Here is an 18,644-nt window from a genome sequence, read left to right on the forward strand (position 1 = left end):
AATACGACACGGAGTACCATCACCCACCCTTTTTGTTCTGGAACCGACCTGCATGCGTCCTGGTGCGACTACGCGTGACCGCTGGATCTGGATGACGTCCGCCGTGCTGCTGGCTGCGACCATCGCATTGGAGCTGGTGGTACCGCTCGGTTATGCGGTATGGCTGGCGTATTTCCTGGCCGTGGGCGTCACGGTGTTCCAGCGCAGTGCGCGCGCGCCGTTCATCGTGGCTGTGCTCGCCTGCGTCCTGCTGGTCATCGGTTTCAACATCGCCCCGGCCAGCTCGAACTCGGCGTTCTCGCTGGTCAACCGAAGCATCGGTGGTTGTGCGTTCCTGATGATCGCGCTGATCGTCTCCCGCGCGATCCAGGCACGCCGGGACGCAATGCGGGCGTTGTGGCTGCAGGAGGCCGAGAACGCGGTAGCGATGAGCCTGCGCGGCGACCTCGGCCCGGAGCAGATTGCCGAGGCGGCAGCCACCAGCCTGGGCGCGCAACTGGAGGCCGACGTCGGCGCCGTGTACCGGCTGGAAGGCGGACGACTGCAGCTGACCGGCGGCCTGGCGTTGCCGTCCGGCATGCCGGCGTCGCTGGCATTGCAGGAGGGCGTGGCCGGGCAGGTGGCGCGGGATGAGTGCATCCGTCACCTGGAGGGCAGCGACGACGCCGTACTTGAACTGCAGACCAGCCTGGGGCGGTTGCCGGTGCGCGAGCGCATCCTGGCGCCGATCAGCAGTGACGGCACCGTGGTAGGCATCGTCGAGCTGGGACGCGCCCGGGCGGGTGCGCAGCGCGACCTGGATCGCGAACTGCTGGAGCGCTGCGCCGAGACCATCGGCATGGCGCTGCGTGCATCGCTGCTGCGCGCACAACTGGTGGTGCTGCTGGAGGAATCGCAGCGCCAGGGCGAGGAGCTGCAGGCCCAGCAGGAAGAGCTGCGCGTGGCCAATGAGGAACTGGAAGAGCAGAGCCGCAGCCTGCTGCAGTCGCAGAGCCATCTGGAAGAACAGCAGGCCGAGCTGGAACAGAGCAACGTCCAGCTGGAAGAGCGGACCCACGAGCTGGAGGCGCAGAAGCAGGCACTGCTGGTCGCGCAGAGCCAGCTGGTGCGCAACAGCAACGAACTGGCCGCGACATCGCGCTACAAGTCCGAGTTCCTGGCCAACATGTCGCACGAACTGCGCACGCCGCTGAACAGCTCGCTGATCCTGGCCAAGCTGCTGGCCGACAACAAGGACGGCACGCTCACCGAAGAACAGGTGAAGTATGCGCGTGCGATCCTGTCGTCCAACAACGATCTGCTGGCGCTGATCAACGACATCCTGGACCTGTCGCGCATCGAGGCCGGCCACGTCGAGCTGGCTGATGAAGTGGTGGTGACCGACAGCGTGCTGCAGCGCCTGCGCGAGACTTTCGAGCCGATGGCGCGGCAGAAGGGCCTGGCCCTGCAGATCGAGGCCGATGCGCTGGCGCCGAGCCAGCTGGTGGTCGACAGCCAGCGCCTGCAGCAGATCCTGAAGAACCTGCTGGCCAATGCGGTGAAGTTCACCGAGCATGGAAAGGTCAGCCTGCACGTGCGCGCGGCCGGCCAGGGGCGCATCCGTTTCGAGGTCTGCGACAGCGGTATCGGCATTGCCCGCGAGCAGCTGCAGGTCATCTTCGAAGCCTTCCGCCAGGCCGATGGCAGCACCCGTCGCCGCTACGGTGGCACCGGCCTGGGGCTGTCGATCTCGCGCGATCTGGCCGAGCGCATGGGCGGCAGCATCCAGGTTGACAGCGAACCGGGCCGTGGCAGCTGCTTCATTCTGGAACTGCCGTTGCAGGGCGCGCCCGCGTCGAGCGCCGCGGACATCGCCGCAGCCCCCGTGGCCTCGCCGGTCGCGGCCGCTGTGCCGGCGATGCAGGTGCCAGCAAGGGCTCCGGTGGCGCCGACGACGACGGTGCCCAGCGTGGCCGACGACCGCGGTCGTCGCCAGCACCCGGGCCGCCTGATCCTGGCCGTCGAGGACGACGCTACGTTCGCCGAAGCGCTGGTGGCCCTGGCCCATGAACTGGATTTCGACTGCGTGGTGGCCGGGACGGCCGAAGAGGCGCTGGCCCTGGCCGGCGAACTGCGACCGAACGGCATCCTGCTCGATATCGGCCTGCCGGACGTGTCCGGCCTGAGCGTGCTGGAGCGCCTGAAGCGCAACCCCGATACCCGTCATATTCCTGTGCACGTGGTCTCGGCAACGGACCGCAGCCAGGTGGCGCGCGAGCTTGGCGCGATCGGGTTTGCGATCAAGCCGACCACGCGCGAGCGCCTGGTAAGCGCCATCGAGCAGCTGGAACAGACCAGCCAGCGCGACGTGCGGCGCCTGCTGATCGTCGAGGACGACAGCGAGCTGCGCCACAACCTGGAACTGCTGCTGGGCCGTGATCAGCTGCAGATCGTCGCCGTGGGAACGCTTGCTGGCGCGCTGGAGCAGCTCAGCACGGTCACCTTTGATTGCATGGTGATGGACCTGTCACTGCCTGACGGCAGCGGCTACGACCTGCTCGAACACATGGCCGGCAACGATGACGTCGGCTTCCCGCCGGTGATCGTCTATACCGGTCGCGCGCTCGGTCGCGAGGAAGAACAGCGCCTGCGCCGCTATTCCAAGAGCATCATCATCAAGGGCGCACGTTCGCCCGAACGCCTGCTGGATGAAGTCACCCTGTTCCTGCACAGCGTGGAAGCCAGCCTGCCCACCGACCAGCAGCGCCTGCTGCGCGAGGCGCGCCGTCGCGACACCGTGCTCGATGGACGCACCGTACTGCTGGCCGAGGACGACGTGCGCAACATCTTTGCGCTGTCCAGCGTGCTCGAGCCGCTGGGCGTGACGCTGGAGATCGCGCGCAATGGGCAGGAGGCAGTGGACCGCCTGGCCGAGCGCGAAGTCGACCTGGTGCTGATGGACATCATGATGCCGGAGAAGGATGGCCTGGCCGCGATGCGCGAGATCCGCGCGCAGCGTCACCTGCAGGACCTGCCGATCATCGCGCTGACTGCCAAGGCCATGCCGGACGACCGTGAGCGTTGCCTGCAGGCGGGCGCCAACGATTACATCGCCAAGCCCATCGACGTCGACAAGCTGGTCTCGCTGTGCCGGGTCTGGTGCTCGCGGCAATGAACGAACAGGCGCTGTTCGACCTCGAACTGAAGGTCCTGCTGGAGGCGCTGTACCAGCGCTACCACTACGATTTCCGCAGCTATGCGGTGTCGTCGCTGCGCCGACGCATGCGCCAGGCGATGCAGCGCTATGAGTGCGAGCGGCTGGTCGACCTGCAGTACCGGCTGCTGCACGAGCCGGACCTGTTCGCCCAGGCCATGCAGTTCTTCACTGTGCAGGTCTCGGAGATGTTCCGTGACCCTGCGTATTTCCGTGAGCTGCGCGAGCAGGTGGTGCCAGTGCTGCGTACCTATCCCTCGGTGAAGCTGTGGGTGGCCGGCTGCAGCACGGGCGAGGAAGTGTGGTCGCTGGCGATCCTGCTGCATGAGGAAGGCCTGCTCGAGCGCAGCATCGTCTATGCCACCGACATCAATCCGGCCGCGCTGGCCACCGCCGAGGCGGGCGCCTATGGCATCGACCGGATGGCCCAGTTCAGCCGCAACTACCTGGCCGCCGGTGGCACCGCGTCGCTGTCGGACTACTACGCCACCGCCTACGATGGTGCGGTGTTCGACCGCCAACTGCGCCGCAACGTGGTGTTCGCCGACCACAGCCTGGCCACCGATACCGTGTTCTCCGAAGTGCACCTGGTGTCGTGCCGCAACGTGCTGATCTATTTCAACCGCGACCTGCAGGACCGTGCCGTCGGCCTGTTCCGCGAAGCGCTGGTGCACCGGGGCTTCCTTGGCCTGGGCAGCAAGGAGTCGCTGCAGTTCGGGTGCCACCACGATGCCTTCGAGGTCTGTTCGCGAGAGCACCGCCTTTATCGGAAGGTGGCCTGATGACGCTGCCGGTGCGTCCGGCCGTGCTGGTGATCGGCGCGTCCGCCGGTGGCGTGGCGGCCCTGCAGGCGGTGCTCGGTGCACTGCCGGCGAAGCTGCCGGTACCGGTACTGGCCGTGCTGCACCTGCCGCGTGACCGTACCAGCCGCATCGCCGAGGTGCTGGCGCCGTACTGCGCGTTGCCGGTGCGCGAAGCCGAAGACAAGCAGCCGTTGCAGCCGGGCACGGTGACGTTCGCGCCGCCGGATTACCACCTGCTGGTGGAGGACGAGGGGGCGGTGGCGTTGTCGGTGGATGCACCGGTGCTGTTTTCCCGTCCGGCCATCGATCCGCTGTTCGACTCCGCTGCGGCGGTGTTCGGCGCGCAGGTATTGGCCCTGCTGCTGACCGGTGCCAGCAGTGATGGCAGCGAGGGCGTTGCCGCCGTGCGCCGTGCCGGTGGCCATGCCTGGCTGCAATGTCCCGAGGAAGCCGAGGCGTCGATGATGCCCGCTTCCGCCCTGCAGTACGCCGGCGCCGATGCCGTGCTGCCCCTTGAACTGATGTGTCGCCGCCTGAAGGAGTTGTTTGCATGAACCTGTTGCCACCGGAACCTGCGCAGTCGCAGACCCCGGTCAACCTGCTGATCGTCGATGACGTGCCGCAGAACCTGGTAGCCATGCAGGCCCTGCTGCAGCGCGAAGGGGTCAACCTGCTGCTGGCCGGCTCGGGCGCGCAGGCGTTGGAGCTGCTGCTCGAGCACGAGGTGGCATTGGCCCTGCTTGACGTGCACATGCCGGAGATCGATGGCTTCACCCTGGCCGAACTGATGCGCGGTTCGCATCGCAGCCGCGACGTGCCGATCATCTTCCTGACCGCCTCTCCGGATGATCCCCTGCGCGTGTTCAAGGGCTACGAAAGCGGTGCGGTCGATTTCCTGCACAAGCCGGTGGCGCCGCAGGTGATCCTGAGCAAGGTCAACGTCTTCATCGAACTGTACCAGCAGCGGCAGCTGCTGAAGGCGCGCAACGAGGCACTGGAGCGGGCGCTGAAGCTCAACGAGACGATGGCTGCCGTTTTGACCCACGACCTGCGCACGCCGTTGTCGGCGATCCTGCTGTGCACCGACAAGCTGGCGCTGGAGCTTCCGGAAGACAACGCAGGCGCGCAGCAGACCCTGCAGTACCTGGAAGCCAGCACCCTGCGGATGGCGCGGATGGTCGAGCAGCTGCTGGATTTCTCGCGGATCCGCAGCGGTGGCCTGAGGCTGGAGGCAAGTGCCTGCGATCTGGCCGACGTGACGCGCGCGGTAGTCGCCGAGGCGGGCAGCGCGCATGGGGCGGACCGGATCCACCTGGACCTGCAGGGAGACACGCGGCTGCAGGGCGATCTGGATCGCCTTGGCCAGGTCGCCGCCAACCTGGTCGGCAATGCGCTGACCCATGGCAGCGAGGCGAGGGTGCAGGTGGATGGGCGCGACCCGCGCGGCGTATTGCTGCGGGTCAGCAACGCCGGCCGGATCGATGACGCGCTGTTGCCGCGACTGTTCGAACCGTTCAAGGCCAGCTTCCACCAGAGCAAGGGCCTGGGCCTGGGCCTGTACATCGTCGATCAGTTCGTCCGCGCGCACGGCGGGCGCATTGCGGCCCGCAACGAAGCGGGCCAGGTCGTGTTCGAGGCAATGCTGCCACGGCGCTGCGACGGCACGGTCTTGGCGGCAACCTGAACGCTTCGGCCAGCGTTTCGGCGGACTGAGGCGGACTGGTCCGCAACTGCCAGCGTGGGTGCCTATTCTCGCCAGCTTTCCTGCAGTGACCGGTCCGGATTCTCCCGGCGCCTGCAGGGCGATCGTTCGGCACCGACGCCAGTGGACCTGCTCGATCAGGTGGTGCAGTCGGCGCTGCACGCAGGCTGATGGTCTGCGCCGGATTCAGCGCGAAGCAGCACCGCAGTACGCCGCATGCAGCGCCTGCAGCACGCCCAGTGCGGGCCCTTCAAGAACCCGGTAGTGTATCGCCTGCGCTTCGCGCCGGGTCGCCACGATATCCAGTCCGCGCAGCACCGCCAGATGCTGTGACAACGCCGATGCGCTCAGGCCGGTCAGTGCCTGCAGTTCCGGTACCGGCGCTTCACCTTCCACCAGGCGGCACAGCACCCGCAGCCGGGCCGGGTGGGCCAGGCTTTTGAGCAGCGTGGCTGCCTGCGACGCGTGTTCGGCCATCGCGGCGCTGTCGAGCTGGGTCCGGGCCATGGTTGACCATTTTGTTTAGAATGATCTAATTTAGAATAATCTAAACAAATAGGCAATCCCATGTACGGCAGCGAAGAGGGCAGGGCATGAACCTGCCATGGAGTGCGGCGGCAGGTGGTGCGTTGATCGGCGCCGCCGCGGTGCTGTTGTTCGCCACCATCGGACGCGTGGCGGGCATCAGCGGCATCACCGCAGGCAGCCTGCGCGCAGGCAAGGGCGAGCGTGCCTGGCGCTGGGCCTTCCTCGCCGGCCTGACAGCATCGGCGGGGCTGGTGCTGTGGTGGCAATCGGTGCCCGAGGCATCGCCGCGTGCGCTGCTGCGTGATGCGCTGCCGGCATGGCAGTTGATGGGAGCCGGCCTGCTGGTCGGCTTCGGTACGCGGCTGGGCAACGGCTGCACCAGCGGTCACGGTGTGTGCGGCATGGCCCGCGCTTCGAAGCGATCGCTGGCGGCCGTGCTGGTGTTCATGGTCTGCGCGATGCTGACCACCTTCCTGGTCCGTCATGGCGGAGGCCCGACATGAGCCGCGCAGTCTGGGCCGCCGGCGCGGCGGGCGCGTTGTTTGGCATGGGGTTGGCACTTTCGGGAATGACCGACGCGCGTCGTGTCCTCGGCTTCCTCGACATCACCGGTGACTTCGATCCCACGCTGCTGTGGGTGCTGGGCTCGGCGCTGCTGGTCAGCGCGATCGGGCAGCGGTGGGTGTTGCGGCGACAGCAGCCGCTGTACGCAGACCGCTTCCGGCTGCCTGTTACCCGGCGTGTGGATGCTCGCCTGCTGCTGGGTGCCGCGCTGTTCGGGATCGGCTGGGGCTGGGCGGGCTATTGCCCAGGCCCGGCCATCGCCGGGGTGGCCGTGGCGTCGCGCGAAGCCCTGTGGTTCGTGCCTTCGATGCTTGCAGGATTCTGGCTGCACGACCGCTTCGTCCGTTGAGGCTTTCACCCCTGTCTCACCCTGCCTGGGGTCCTATCTTCGGATCACGGGGAAAAGGAGTGCAACGACATGGCACGGATGAAGTGGATGGGAAGGGGAATGCTGGCGGTCGCGCTGGCCGCAGCCGTGGCACCGGCACTGGCCTGCACGCGCGCGGTGTACCTGGGTGACAACGGCGATGTGATCACCGCGCGCTCGATGGACTGGAAGGTCGATGTGGCGACCAACCTCTACATACTGCCGCGCGGCATTGCGCGCACCGGCCAGGCCGGCCCGAAGTCGCTGGCGTGGACCGCGCGCTACGGCTCGGTGGTGGCCACCGGCTACGACGTGTCGACCACCGATGGCATGAACGAAAAGGGCCTGGTGGCCAACCTGCTGTGGCTGGTCGAATCGGAGTATCCGCAGCAGCGTGGCAACAAGCCGGGTCTGGCGATTTCGCTGTGGGCGCAGTATGTGCTGGACAACTTCGCTACCGTGGAAGAGGCGGTCGCCGCGTTGAAGCGCGAGCCGTACTCGATCGTCACCGACAAGGTGCCCGGTGAAGATCGGCAGGCGACGCTGCACCTGTCGCTGTCCGATGCCAGCGGCGACAGTGCCATCGTCGAGTACATCGGCGGGCGCCAGGTGATCCACCATGACCGGCGCTACCAGGTAATGACCAATTCGCCGATCTTCGAGCAGCAGCTGGCGCTCAACAGCTACTGGCAGCAGATCGGCGGCACGGTGATGCTGCCGGGCACCAACCGCTCTGCTGACCGTTTCGCGCGCGCCTCGTTCTACATCAACGCCATTCCCAAGGCCGAGGATCCGGTGGAGGCCCTGGCCAGTGTGTTCAGCGTGATCCGCAACGCGTCGGTGCCGTATGGCATCACCACGCCGGGTGAGCCGAACATCTCATCCACGCGCTGGCGCACCGTGGCCGACCACAAGCGGCGGCTGTACTTCTTCGAATCGGCATTGACCCCGAACACCTTCTGGGTCGATCTGAACAAGGTCGATTTCGCCGGCAAGGTGCTCAAGCTCGACCTCGGCAAGGACCAGCGCAATACCTTCGCCGGTGATGCACTGGGCCAGTTCGTGCCCAGCGCACCGTTCGCCTTCCTCGGCGTCGACGGTTAGTTCGACGCCTGGCTGGAGGCCGGGTAGACCGCCTGGATCGTGCAGCTGCCGCGCGTGTACTGCGGCAGCGGGGCGATGCTTTCACCGCGCAGATCGTTTGTCTCGAATTCGGCAGTCATGATCCGATCGCCGGGATTGCCACAGATCAGGCCGTTCTGCAGGCCCGAGTGGAAGCTCAGCTGCGGCGCGCGGTCGAGCTGGCGGCAGTGGCTGCCGAGTTCGACCCGGTAGTAGCGATGGCCGCCATTGCGGCGCGGATTGGTCTCCACCAGCATGCCCTGCGGGTCGGATGACCAGGCACGCACGTTGCGCGTGGCAAAGCAGTAGGACGGTGAGCCGCCGAAGCTGCGACGCACCTCCTTGCGTTCGCGGATGGTCACGGCAGGCAGGGTAGCGGTGCGCAGGCGGTCGCTGTCGCGGGCGACGCTGGCATAGTCGCGATTCTGCAGCGGGGTGACCGCGCTGATGGTGCATCGGCGGCCGTCGACCACGACGCGTTCGCTGGGGCGGCCGCAGGCCCAGCCGGCGGGGGCTTCCAGTTTCAGCGAGGTGGCACCGCGGACGCCGGGGCAATCTTCGTTGAAGTCGATCCGAAAGGGCTGGCCGGAGGCGGCGCGCAGTGCGATCGAGCGCGGTGATGCCTGCTCCACTTCCTGTACGCCGACAGCGTCCATGCAGTGCGGAGCCGGTGGCGTACGCTCCTGTGCGGAGACCGAAGCTGCGAGCACCAGGCCGAGGCTGGTGGCGAGCACCAGGGACACCTGCTGATGGGTCATGTCCTGCACTCCCTGCGTTGGATGACGGATCGACTATAGCAACGGTTTGCACGGCCGTTGTTACACGCGCACACTGCCCGGATGGGCGCCATCTTCCATCTGCGGCACTACGGCCAGGCTACCGGCCTGGACCGCCATGACTACGCGCAGTGGGTGCTGCCAGTGCAGGGTGAACTGCAGTTCGAAATGGAAGGTCGCGGAGGTCGGCTGGACGTGCTGCAGGGGGCATTCGTGGCCGCCGGTGAGGCGCATGACCAGATGGCTGATGGTCCCAATGGTTTCGTGATCGTTGACTGTCCTCCGGGCGTACTTGATGACGGCACGCAGGAGCATCTGTGCCGGCAGCGCTGGCTGTATCTGCCGCTGGCATTGCGCCGACGCCTGGCTGAGGTGCAGGCAGGGCAGTCGATGCCGGCGCTGCTGCCGCAGTTGCTGCAGGTATTTGCACCTGCTGGCAGTGGCGCGCGCATGCAGGGTCTGTGTGCGGCGGTCCAGGCCGACCCCGGGCAGGCGTGGCCGGTGGCGCGCATGGCGGCGTTCGTCGGGGTCAGCGAGAGCCGTTTGCATGCGCTGTTCCGGCAGGAGTTCGGGCTCAGCCCGCAGGCCTGGCTCAGCGCAAGCCGGTTGCGTTGGGCCAAGCACCAGCTGCGCACCAGCGTGGCGCCGATCAGCGATATCGCGCTGGCCGCGGGCTATTCCGAGCAGAGCGCACTGACCCGTGCGCTGCGCCGCGAGTGCGGCCAGACTCCCGCAGCGTGGCGCCGGGGCGCCGGACTGTAGGGTCGAGCCACGCTCGGCTTTGCGCACGCGCGGCCGGTCAGGGCAATAGCCTCGGTCAAGAGCGCCCGCTGGCCAGCGCTTACACTGCGCGGCCTGTTCTCTCCCCCCGAAGAACCCGAATGCGCAACAACCCGATGGCCCTGGGCATCGCCAATGGCGTGGCCGCTGGCGCGCTGTGGGGCGTGGTTTTCCTCGCGCCCGCCGTGCTGCAGTCGTTCAACGCCCTGCAATTGTCGGCCGGCCGCTATCTGGTCTACGGCCTGATCGCCGTAGTACTGCTGCTCCCGCGCTGGAAGCGGCTGGCACCGCAGCTGGGTCGCGCCGAATGGATCGGGCTGCTGTGGCTGAGCCTGGCCGGGAACCTGGTGTACTTCCTGCTGCTGGCCACGGCGGTGCAGTGGGCTGGCGGTGCGGCGGCGTCGCTGATTGTCGGCCTGATTCCGGTGGTGGTCACCCTGGTCGGCGTGCGCGAACAGGGTGCAGTGCCTTTGAAACAGCTGCTGCCGGCACTGGGCCTGTGCGTGCTGGGCGTGGCCCTGGTTGGTTGGGAAGCACTGATGTCCGAGCACCTGGCAACCCCGTGGCGGCAGCGCCTGATCGGCCTGCTGTGCGCGTTCGGCGCGCTGTTCTCGTGGGCGTTGTACTCGATCGGCAACAGCCGCTGGCTGGCGCGTCGACCGGACTTGTCCAGCCACGACTGGTCGCTGCTGACCGGCGTCACCACCGGCGGCCTGGCCCTGCTGCTGGTGCCGATGGCCTTCATCGGCCACACCAGCGGGCACACGGCGGCGCAGTGGAGTGGTTTCTGGGCAATCAGCGCCGGTGTGGCGGTGGTGGCCTCGATCCTCGGCAATGCGTTCTGGAACCGCGCCAGCCGCCTGCTGCCGCTGACCCTGACCGGCCAGATGATCGTGTTCGAGACGCTGTTCGCGCTGGCGTATGCCTTCGCCTGGCAGCAGCGCTGGCCTTCGCTGCTGGAAGCGCTGGCGATCGTGTTCCTGGTGGCCGGCGTGATGCTGTGCGCGCATGCCCATCGCAGTCCACGGGCGATCGCCGAACATGCCGGCTGAATGCGTGCGTCAAGCGTGCTGATGCTGCCTTGGTCTCAGATGCAACCAAATGCCGGCACGTTGAGCGATGATCGCGGCACTGGTTTTTTGCATCGCAGCACTTGACAGCAGGCCGGCGCACAGTGTTTTCTGTGCGTCATGGTTCTTGATGCCGCCCACGCCAGCCTGATCGCTCCCGCCACTGCGGGCCGTTCGACTGCGCCGGTCGCCACCACCACCATTACCACCACCACCGTCACCACTGCCCTGGTGCGGCCCGTCGTCTTCGTGTAACTCCCGAAAACCACGGCCCCGCACCATACAGGTGGCGGGGAAACTCGACACCTGCATGCGACGGGGCCTCCTGCCGAGGTCTGCATGTCTTCCCACGCCCCCGCTCATCCCGTTGCCCCGGCCGATCTGGCTGCACCGTCCATCGTCGTGCACAAGTTCGGCGGCACCTCGGTGGCCGATGCCGAACGCTACCGCCATGTCGCGGGCCTGCTGCTGGCCCGTCCCGAATCGCTGCAGGTCACTGTCGTTTCGGCAATGAAGGGCGTCACTGACGCGCTGATCGAGCTGGCCCAGCTGGCGGCCGAGGGCGACGAAGGCTGGCGCGAGGCCTGGCATGCGCTGCGCGCGCGTCACCGTGGTGCCGCCGTGGCCCTGCTGGGCGAGCAGGTGGGCGAGACCGTCGAATGGATCGACGCCCGCTTCGATCAACTGGCCGAAGTGCTGGCGGCGCTGGCGGTGATCGGCGAGCTGCCGCGCGAAGTACTCGACCGCGTGCAGGGCCTGGGCGAAGTATTCTCCGCGCAGCTGCTTGGCACCCACCTGCGTGCCTTGGGCGAAGACTGTGCGGTACTCGATGCACGCGACGTGCTGGTGGTCGGGCATGGCGAACTGGGTGTGGATGTCGACTGGGAGTCCAGCGCGGACCGCCTGGCCAAGTGGCGCCTGCGGCATCCGCAGATGCGCCTGGTCGCCACCGGTTTCGTTGCCCGTGACCGCCATGACCGCATCACCACGCTCGGCCGCAATGGCAGCGACTATTCCGGCGCGATCTTCGCCGCGTTGTTCAATGCCGATGAACTGCACATCTGGACCGACGTCGACGGCGTGCTGTCGGCCGACCCGCGGCTGGTGCCCGAGGCGGTGCAGCTGGAGTCACTAAGCTACGACGAGGCCTGCGAGCTGGCTTATTTCGGCGCCAAGGTGGTGCACCCGCAGACGATGTCGCCGGCCATCCGCCTCGGCCTGCCGATCTTCATCCGCAATACCTTCCAGCCGGCGCATCCGGGGACGCGCATCAGCGCCGAGCGCTCGCCGCGCGGGCCGGTGAAGGGCCTGACCCTGAGCCCCGGGCTGTCCCTGTTGAACCTGGAAGGCACCGGCCTGATCGGTGTGCCCGGTACCGCCGAGCGCGTGTTCGCGGCGCTGCGCCAGGCGCAGGTGTCGGTGGTGATGATCTCGCAGGGTTCGTCAGAGCATTCGATCTGCTGCGTGGTGCGCGCTGCCGAAGCGGCGCGTGGCCGTGAGGCACTGCTGCACGCGTTCGCGCATGAACTGTCGGTAGGGCAGGTGCAGCGCGTGCAGGTCAGTGAGGGCGTCAGCGTGCTGGCGGCAGTGGGTGACGGCATGGCCGGCCAGCCCGGTGTGGCGGCGCGCCTGTTCGAGGCGCTGGGACGCGCGCAGGTGAACATCCTGGCGATCGCGCAGGGCTCGTCGGAGCGCAATATTTCTGTGGCGGTGGACAGTGCCGATGCCACCCGCGCATTGCGGGCCGCACATGCGGGCTTCTGGCTGTCGCCGCAGACGTTCGCGGTCGGCGTGATCGGGCCGGGCAACGTCGGCGCGGCACTGCTGGACCAGCTGCTGGCGGCCCGCCTGCAGCTGCTGGCCAAGGCCAATGTGGATCTTCGCCTGCGCGCGCTGGCCTCGCGTTCGCGCATGCGGCTGGAAGTGGATGGCCTGCACGCCGATTGGCGGGAGGCATTGCAGGACGCGGGCGAGCCCAGCGACCTGGATCGCTTCACCGAACATCTGCTGGCCGCGCACCTGCCGCATGCGGTGGTGATCGACTGCAGTGGCAGCGCCGACGTGGCCGAGCGCTATGAGGGCTGGCTGGCTGCCGGCATCCACGTGGTGACCCCGAACAAGCAGGCCGGTGCTGGCCCGCTGCCGCGCTACCAGCGCATCCGTGCTGCTGCGGCGGCCAGTGGTGCGCGCTTCCGCTACGAAGCCACGGTGGGCGCGGGCCTGCCGGTGATCACCACGCTGCGTGATCTGGTCGATACGGGCGACGAGGTGCTGGCGATCGAAGGCATCTTCTCCGGCACGCTGGCGTGGCTGTTCAACCGCTTCGACGGCAGTCAGCCGTTCTCGCAGCTGGTCGCGCAGGCGCGGTCGATGGGCTACACCGAGCCGGACCCGCGCGATGATCTTTCGGGCGTGGACGTGGCGCGCAAGCTGGTGATCCTCGCCCGCGAGGCCGGCCACGCGCTCAGCCTGGAACAGGTACAGGTGGAAAGCCTGGTGCCGGCGCTGCTGCGCGACGGCAGCGTGGATGACTTCATGGCGCGGCTGGGCGAGTCCGATGCCAGCCTGTTGCAGCGGTTGCAGGACGCGCGGGCGCGTGGCGCGGTGCTGCGCTACGTGGCACAGCTGGGCGCTGACGGTGCCTCGGTGGGCCTGCAGGAACTGCCCGCCGACCACGCCTTCGCCAACCTTCGGTTGACCGACAACGTGGTGCAGTTCCGTACCCGTCGCTACTGCGACAACCCGTTGGTGGTGCAGGGTCCGGGCGCCGGCCCGGAAGTCACCGCCGCCGGTGTGTTTGCCGACCTGCTGCGGGTCGCGGCCGGTGAAGGAGCGCGCCTGTGATCGCACGTGCGTTCGCGCCGGCCTCGGTGGCCAACGTGGCGGTGGGCTTCGACATTCTTGGTCATGCCATCGCCGGTGTTGGCGATACCGTGAGCGTGGGCCGCATCGAGGAACCGCTGGTGCGCATCGAAGCGATCCGTGGCAGTGCGGTCGAGCTGCCGCTGGAGGCCGCCGGGAACACCGCGGGCGCTGCGCTGATGTCACTGCGCGAAGGCCTGGGCCTGGACTTCGGTTTCGCGGTGGAGATCGACAAGGGCATTCCGTTCGGTTCCGGCATGGGCGGTTCGGCAGCGTCATGCGTTGCGGCGCTGGTTGCCGCCAACGCGCTGCTGGATGTACCGCTGTCGCGCGAGGCGCTGTATCCGTTTGCGCTCGATGGCGAGGCGGTGGCCAGCGGTGGCCGCCACGGCGACAACGTGGGGCCGTTGCTGCTGGGTGGTCTTGCGCTGTGTACGGCCGACCGCCTGCTGCCAATTCCTGTGCCGGCGGCCTGGCACAGCCTGCTGGTGCATCCGCACGCGGTGCTGGAAACACGCCGTGCGCGCCAGGTGCTGCAGGGCAGCTACGCGCTGGGTGAATTCGTGGCACAGAGTGCGAACCTCGCGCTGGTACTCAGTGGTTGCCATCGTAGTGATGCGGCGCTGGTGCGGGCTGGATTGCGCGATGTGCTGGTGGAACCACGGCGGGCCGGCCTGATTGCAGGTTTCGAAGCAGCCCGCGATGCGGCGCTGTCGGCCCATGCAATGGGGGCGGGCATCTCCGGTGCCGGACCCAGCGTGTTCGCCTGGTTCGAGGACGCCGACCAGGCCCGCACCGCTGCCGCACCGGTGCAGGCGGCATTTGCCGCCGCCGGTTTCGACAGCGATGCCTGGGTGTCGCCGCTGGATGCACCGGGAGCCCGCTTGTGCTGAATCCTTCCCCATTACTGGATACCGAACCCATGCAATTTGTTTCGACCCGGGGTCAGTCCCCGGCCGTTGGCCTCAGTGCGGCGATCGCTGCAGGATTGGCGCCCGATGGAGGGCTGTATGTTCCGCAGGTGCTGCCGGCGGCACGTGAGCTGCGGGCCGGCGCAACGCTGGCCGATACCGCCGCCGATCTGCTGGCACCGTTCTTTTCCGGCGACGCGCTGGAGTCTGCGTTGCCGTCGATCTGCCGCGAGGCGTTCGACTTTCCGGTGCCGCTGCGTCCACTGGGCGGCGGTGACCATGTGCTGGAGCTGTTCCATGGGCCGACGGCGGCGTTCAAGGATATCGGTGCGCGCTTCCTGGCCGGAACACTGTCGCGGCTGCAGGCCGGCAAGGACCGCGATCTGACGATTGTTGTCGCCACGTCTGGCGATACCGGCGCCGCCGTTGCTGCGGCCTTCCATCGCCAGCCCGGCGTGCGCGTGGTGGTGCTGTATCCGGATGGCCGCGTGTCACCGCGCCAGGCGCATCAGCTCGGTTGTTTCGGCGACAACATCCAGGCGCTGCGCGTGGCCGGTGCCTTCGACGATTGCCAGGCGATGGTCAAGCAGGCACTGGCTGACCGCGAACTGCAGGCGCAGGTGCCGCTGAGTTCGGCCAACAGCATCAGCCTCGGCCGCCTGCTGCCGCAGATGAGTTATTACGCGCATGCGGCGTTGTCCCATTACGCGACGCATCGTCGCCGGCTCAACCTGGTGGTGCCGACCGGCAACCTTGGCAATGCGATGGCGGCCGTGCTGGCGCGCGCGCTGGGCGTGCCGATCGGGCAGATCGTGCTGGCCACCAATGCCAATGCGGTACTGCCGGCGTACTTCAATGGCGGCGACTACCAGCCGCAGGCCAGCGTGGCCACCGTGGCCAATGCAATGGACGTAGGGGCGCCCAGCAACTTTGAACGCCTGCGCTGGCTTTACCTCGGAGATGACGCCGAGCTGCGCGCTGCGTTCCGCGCGTTCGCGGTGGATGACGTGACCATCCGCGCGACGATTGCGGCGGCGCATGCCAGCAACGGCGAACTGTTCTGCCCGCATACGGCCACAGCGGTGAAGGTGCTGCAGGACCTGCGTGCGCGCGGCGCCAAGGGCGACTGGGCGGTGGTGGCTACCGCACATCCGGCCAAGTTCGAGGCAGTGGTGGAGCCCTTGATTGGCGAAGCAGTGGCCGTGCCGCCGGCGCTGGATGCGTTGCTGCAGCGGCCCGCGCACGCGGAACCGTTGGCTGCGGAGTATGCGGCGTTGCGTGAGGTGTTGCTGCGTTGATCGAAGGCATCTGGGGTTGCCGGCCAGCGGCCGGCACTACCCGTGCTGCGTCCACCTGGTAGTGCCGGCCGCTGGCCGGCAACCCAGCCAACCGCGATGCGGTCAGATCAACCCTTCACCGGCCAGCGTGCGCAACCCGTCCTCGTCGAGGATTTCCACCACGTTCAGGTGGGGCAGGGCGATCAACCCCTGCTGGCGCAGCTTGGTGAAGGTACGGCTGACCGTTTCCATGGTCAGGCCCAGATGGTCGGCGATGTCGCCACGCCCCATCGGCAGCGACACGCGCAGGCCATCGCCACCCAGCTTGGCCTCGCGCGCGGCCAGGCGCAGCAGGAAGTCGGCCACTTTCTCGGCCGGCTGCAGCCGCGCCAGTGCCAGCGCGGCATCCTGCGCGGCGTCCAGCTCCTGGCAGGCACGCTGCAGCAGCTTGCGTTCCAGGTGCGGGAAACGGCTGCGAAGCGCCTTCATCTGCGGCAGCGCGACACGGCATACGCGGCTGTCTGCGATGGCCTCGATATCGTAGCGGTGGTGGTCACTGCCGCTCAGGCCCAGGTAGTCGCCGGGAAGCACGAAGCCATTGATCTGGCGGCGGCCATCGGCCAGGGTGCGCACCAGGCGCAGGGCGCCGCCGGTCAATGTATAGACATGGTCGCGCTCTTCGCCGGTGCGGGCCAGGGTACTGCCCATGCTGACCTGCTGGGAAACGGTGACCTGTTCCAGTGCCTGCACTTCATCGGGCGACAGCGCCGAGCACACCGCAAGGTGGCGAACCGAGCAGTGCAGGCAGTCCAGCGTGGTGCAGGACGGCGAGGCGGGATCGTTGGTGGCGGGCGGAGCGCCGGAAGGCCGTGACATGTTGCGGGGGGCGTATCGCGGGCGGGGAGGGCTTTATGATACTTCAAGCGGCCGTTCGACCCTGCCCGAGGCGGGGGCGCTAGAATGTCGCCCCCTCCCACGTCCCGTTCCAGCAGGAGTTCCGCCCGTGATCAAGCCCCGTACCCCGCCCGGCACCCTTGAACTGTTGCCGCGCGAGCAGATTGCGTTCCAGCGCATGCTGGACGTGATCCGTCGCAACTACGAGCGCTTCGGGTTCCTGCCGGTGGAGACGCCGGTGTTCGAGCTGTCCGACGTGCTGCTGACCAAGTCCGGTGGCGAAACCGAGCGCCAGGTGTATTTCGTGCAGTCCACCGGTGCGCTGGCCAACGCCGCCGAATCGGGTGACCGTTCGCTGCCGGAAATGGCGCTGCGCTTCGACCTGACCGTGCCGCTGGCGCGCTACGTGGCCGAGCACGAGCATGAACTGACCTTCCCGTTCCGTCGCTACCAGATGCAGCGGGTGTACCGCGGCGAGCGCGCCCAACGCGGCCGCTTCCGTGAGTTCTACCAGTGCGACATCGACGTGATCGGCAAGGACAGCCTGAGCGTGCGATACGACGCCGAAGTGCTGGCGGTCATCCACGCGGTGTTCTCGGAACTGCGCATCGGTGACTTCAGCATCCAGCTGAACAACCGCAAGCTGATGCGTGGCTTCTTCGAGAGCCTGGACGTGGCCGAGGGCGAGCGCCAGCTGGCAGTGCTGCGCGAAGTGGACAAGCTGGACAAGCGCGGCGCCGATTACGTGCGCGAGACGCTGGTGGGCGAGGGCTTCGAGATTCCGGCCGAGCAGGTCGAGAAGATCCTGGCGTTCGTGGCCGTGCGTTCGCAGGGCCATGCCGATGCACTGGCGCAGCTGGCCACGCTTGAAGCCGACGCCGGTTCTTCGGAGATCCTGCGTACCGGCGTCGCCGAACTGCGCGAAGTGCTGCAGCTCGTGCAGGCGCTGGGCGTGCCGGAAACCGCGTACTGCCTGAACTTCTCCATTGCGCGCGGCCTGGACTACTACACCGGCACCGTCTACGAGACCACGCTGACCGACCACCCGCAGATCGGTTCGATCTGCTCGGGCGGCCGCTACGAAGACCTGGCCAGCCACTACAGCAAGTCGAAGCTGCCGGGCGTGGGCATCTCCATCGGCCTGTCGCGCCTGTTCTGGCAGCTGCGCGAAGCCGGCCTGATCGATGGCATCGAGGGCAGCAGCGTGCAGGCGCTGGTGGCGCTGATGGACGAGCAGGGCATGCCGCAGTCGCTGGACATCGCGCGCCGCCTGCGCGCCGGTGGCATCAACACCGAAGTGCAGATGGAGCCGAAGAAGATCGGCAAGCAGTTCCAGTACGCCGCCAAGGCCGGCATCCGCTTCGTGGTGCTGGCCGGTGAGGACGAGCTGGCGCGCGGCGTGGTGGCGGTGAAGGACCTGCTGCGCGAGCAGCAGTTCGAAGTCTCCCGTGACGAGTTGGCCAGCACCCTGCAGGTCGAGCTGGAGCAGTCGAAGGTGATGTAACGGCCCCTGGCAGCATGCAGCGCTTCAACGAAACGCCCACCAACCGGTGGGCGTTTTCGTTTCCGGGCCCCGTTCCGGGGTCAGAGCCGTTTTCCTCTGGAAAACAGATCCGACCCCGGCCGTCCCAACAGCTCGCGGCCACCTGTCGAGGGCGGGGTCGGTCCGGAACCCAGCTGTGCCGATGCTCCGGCCTCTGCGGGTGCGGGGCAGCAGCCCTGCCGCACCCTCAACCCTCGATTTGACGCACTGCGCAAGAATGCGCTAATGTACTAACGCGCTATTACATTGATG

17 protein-coding genes are annotated in these 18,644 nt (G+C 67.5%); 13 read left to right on the forward strand and 4 right to left on the reverse strand.

The features are described from left to right. The first annotated feature begins 52 nt into the window (after nt 1-52). The 4 genes from AC5P78_RS18245 to AC5P78_RS18260 are packed head-to-tail and all read left to right on the forward strand — an operon-like array spanning nt 53 to nt 5,680. Nucleotides 53-3,154 (forward strand): hybrid sensor histidine kinase/response regulator, encoded by a 3,102-nt coding sequence (locus tag AC5P78_RS18245; protein ID WP_012480016.1) that lies wholly within the window; start codon nt 53-55, stop codon nt 3,152-3,154. Further along, nucleotides 3,151-3,975: a CheR family methyltransferase gene (locus AC5P78_RS18250; RefSeq protein ID WP_005409408.1), complete on the forward strand. Its 825-nt coding sequence runs from the start codon at nt 3,151-3,153 to the stop codon at nt 3,973-3,975. The genes AC5P78_RS18245 and AC5P78_RS18250 overlap by 4 nt, the downstream gene beginning before the upstream one ends. Continuing rightward, nucleotides 3,975-4,550, forward strand: a complete 576-nt coding sequence (locus tag AC5P78_RS18255; RefSeq protein ID WP_005409409.1) for a chemotaxis protein CheB — start codon at nt 3,975-3,977, stop codon at nt 4,548-4,550. Before AC5P78_RS18250 ends, AC5P78_RS18255 begins: the two co-directional genes overlap by 1 nt. Continuing rightward, nucleotides 4,547-5,680: a hybrid sensor histidine kinase/response regulator gene (locus AC5P78_RS18260; RefSeq protein WP_012480017.1), complete on the forward strand. Its 1,134-nt coding sequence runs from the start codon at nt 4,547-4,549 to the stop codon at nt 5,678-5,680. Before AC5P78_RS18255 ends, AC5P78_RS18260 begins: the two co-directional genes overlap by 4 nt. Before the next feature lie 204 nt (nt 5,681-5,884). Here AC5P78_RS18260 and AC5P78_RS18265 read toward each other — a convergent pair whose 3' ends face one another. Next, nucleotides 5,885-6,205 (reverse strand): ArsR/SmtB family transcription factor, encoded by a 321-nt coding sequence (locus tag AC5P78_RS18265; RefSeq protein ID WP_012480019.1) that lies wholly within the window; start codon nt 6,203-6,205, stop codon nt 5,885-5,887. 86 nt (nt 6,206-6,291) lie between these two features. Between AC5P78_RS18265 and AC5P78_RS18270 the strand changes: the two genes are divergently transcribed. The 3 genes from AC5P78_RS18270 to AC5P78_RS18280 all read left to right on the forward strand — a co-directional run bounded on the left by AC5P78_RS18270 (nt 6,292) and on the right by AC5P78_RS18280 (nt 8,261). Next, nucleotides 6,292-6,729 carry a YeeE/YedE family protein gene (locus AC5P78_RS18270; RefSeq protein WP_012480020.1) on the forward strand — a complete coding sequence of 146 codons (438 nt, stop codon included), beginning with the start codon at nt 6,292-6,294 and terminating at the stop codon, nt 6,727-6,729. After that, the gene (locus tag AC5P78_RS18275) at nt 6,726-7,139 is read left to right on the forward strand and encodes a DUF6691 family protein (RefSeq protein ID WP_005409414.1); all 414 of its coding nucleotides are present in this window, start codon (nt 6,726-6,728) and stop codon (nt 7,137-7,139) included. Before AC5P78_RS18270 ends, AC5P78_RS18275 begins: the two co-directional genes overlap by 4 nt. Nucleotides 7,140-7,208: 69 nt before the next feature. Beyond that, a complete protein-coding gene (locus AC5P78_RS18280; RefSeq protein WP_012480021.1) occupies nt 7,209-8,261 on the forward strand; it encodes a linear amide C-N hydrolase in 1,053 nt (350 codons plus the stop codon). Here AC5P78_RS18280 and AC5P78_RS18285 read toward each other — a convergent pair. Then, nucleotides 8,258-9,037, reverse strand: coding sequence for a DUF6491 family protein (locus tag AC5P78_RS18285; RefSeq protein ID WP_099485199.1), 780 nt, complete (start codon nt 9,035-9,037; stop codon nt 8,258-8,260). The genes AC5P78_RS18280 and AC5P78_RS18285 overlap by 4 nt on opposite strands. Nucleotides 9,038-9,118: 81 nt before the next feature. On the opposite strand from AC5P78_RS18285, the gene AC5P78_RS18290 reads away from it, so the two are divergent. Both AC5P78_RS18290 and AC5P78_RS18295 read left to right on the forward strand, forming a co-directional pair. After that, nucleotides 9,119-9,817 (forward strand): helix-turn-helix domain-containing protein, encoded by a 699-nt coding sequence (locus AC5P78_RS18290; protein WP_060380061.1) that lies wholly within the window; start codon nt 9,119-9,121, stop codon nt 9,815-9,817. 119 nt (nt 9,818-9,936) lie between these two features. Continuing rightward, nucleotides 9,937-10,887, forward strand: a complete 951-nt coding sequence (locus tag AC5P78_RS18295) for a DMT family transporter (RefSeq protein WP_065183930.1) — start codon at nt 9,937-9,939, stop codon at nt 10,885-10,887. Between the two features lie 9 nt (nt 10,888-10,896). On the opposite strand, the gene AC5P78_RS18300 is transcribed toward AC5P78_RS18295, so the two are convergent. Next, nucleotides 10,897-11,217 (reverse strand): hypothetical protein, encoded by a 321-nt coding sequence (locus AC5P78_RS18300; RefSeq protein ID WP_167552812.1) that lies wholly within the window; start codon nt 11,215-11,217, stop codon nt 10,897-10,899. A 27-nt stretch (nt 11,218-11,244) separates the two neighbouring features. Here AC5P78_RS18300 and thrA point away from each other — a divergent pair, with 27 nt between their 5' ends. Genes thrA through thrC form a run of 3 tightly spaced genes read left to right on the forward strand, consistent with a single transcriptional unit; the run spans nt 11,245 to nt 15,976 of the window. Then, nucleotides 11,245-13,749, forward strand: coding sequence for a bifunctional aspartate kinase/homoserine dehydrogenase I (gene thrA, locus AC5P78_RS18305; protein ID WP_060380063.1), 2,505 nt, complete (start codon nt 11,245-11,247; stop codon nt 13,747-13,749). Further along, entirely contained in the window at nt 13,746-14,660 is a 915-nt protein-coding gene (locus AC5P78_RS18310) for a homoserine kinase (protein WP_235643847.1), read from the forward strand. Before thrA ends, AC5P78_RS18310 begins: the two co-directional genes overlap by 4 nt. A 29-nt stretch (nt 14,661-14,689) precedes the next feature. Then, nucleotides 14,690-15,976, forward strand: coding sequence for a threonine synthase (thrC, locus tag AC5P78_RS18315; RefSeq protein WP_012480027.1), 1,287 nt, complete (start codon nt 14,690-14,692; stop codon nt 15,974-15,976). A gap of 102 nt (nt 15,977-16,078) precedes the next feature. Here thrC and AC5P78_RS18320 read toward each other — a convergent pair whose 3' ends face one another. Beyond that, nucleotides 16,079-16,831: a Crp/Fnr family transcriptional regulator gene (locus tag AC5P78_RS18320; protein WP_060380847.1), complete on the reverse strand. Its 753-nt coding sequence runs from the start codon at nt 16,829-16,831 to the stop codon at nt 16,079-16,081. 127 nt (nt 16,832-16,958) lie between these two features. Between AC5P78_RS18320 and hisS the strand changes: the two genes are divergently transcribed. Beyond that, nucleotides 16,959-18,353, forward strand: a complete 1,395-nt coding sequence (gene hisS / locus AC5P78_RS18325) for a histidine--tRNA ligase (RefSeq protein WP_414498269.1) — start codon at nt 16,959-16,961, stop codon at nt 18,351-18,353. Nucleotides 18,354-18,644 lie beyond the last annotated feature (291 nt).

The sequence above is a fragment of the Stenotrophomonas sp. YJH_SMC_133 genome (assembly GCF_059370655.1).

Coding starts and splice junctions, on each gene's coding strand:
- AC5P78_RS18245 (WP_012480016.1), top strand. CDS start 53: ATGCGTCCTGGTGCGACTACGCGTGACCGCTGGATCTGGATGACGTCC.
- AC5P78_RS18250 (WP_005409408.1), top strand. CDS start 3,151: ATGAACGAACAGGCGCTGTTCGACCTCGAACTGAAGGTCCTGCTGGAG.
- AC5P78_RS18255 (WP_005409409.1), top strand. CDS start 3,975: ATGACGCTGCCGGTGCGTCCGGCCGTGCTGGTGATCGGCGCGTCCGCC.
- AC5P78_RS18260 (WP_012480017.1), top strand. CDS start 4,547: ATGAACCTGTTGCCACCGGAACCTGCGCAGTCGCAGACCCCGGTCAAC.
- AC5P78_RS18265 (WP_012480019.1), bottom strand. CDS start 6,205: ATGGCCCGGACCCAGCTCGACAGCGCCGCGATGGCCGAACACGCGTCG.
- AC5P78_RS18270 (WP_012480020.1), top strand. CDS start 6,292: ATGAACCTGCCATGGAGTGCGGCGGCAGGTGGTGCGTTGATCGGCGCC.
- AC5P78_RS18275 (WP_005409414.1), top strand. CDS start 6,726: ATGAGCCGCGCAGTCTGGGCCGCCGGCGCGGCGGGCGCGTTGTTTGGC.
- AC5P78_RS18280 (WP_012480021.1), top strand. CDS start 7,209: ATGGCACGGATGAAGTGGATGGGAAGGGGAATGCTGGCGGTCGCGCTG.
- AC5P78_RS18285 (WP_099485199.1), bottom strand. CDS start 9,037: ATGACCCATCAGCAGGTGTCCCTGGTGCTCGCCACCAGCCTCGGCCTG.
- AC5P78_RS18290 (WP_060380061.1), top strand. CDS start 9,119: ATGGGCGCCATCTTCCATCTGCGGCACTACGGCCAGGCTACCGGCCTG.
- AC5P78_RS18295 (WP_065183930.1), top strand. CDS start 9,937: ATGCGCAACAACCCGATGGCCCTGGGCATCGCCAATGGCGTGGCCGCT.
- AC5P78_RS18300 (WP_167552812.1), bottom strand. CDS start 11,217: ATGCAGGTGTCGAGTTTCCCCGCCACCTGTATGGTGCGGGGCCGTGGT.
- thrA (WP_060380063.1), top strand. CDS start 11,245: ATGTCTTCCCACGCCCCCGCTCATCCCGTTGCCCCGGCCGATCTGGCT.
- thrC (WP_012480027.1), top strand. CDS start 14,690: ATGCAATTTGTTTCGACCCGGGGTCAGTCCCCGGCCGTTGGCCTCAGT.
- AC5P78_RS18320 (WP_060380847.1), bottom strand. CDS start 16,831: ATGTCACGGCCTTCCGGCGCTCCGCCCGCCACCAACGATCCCGCCTCG.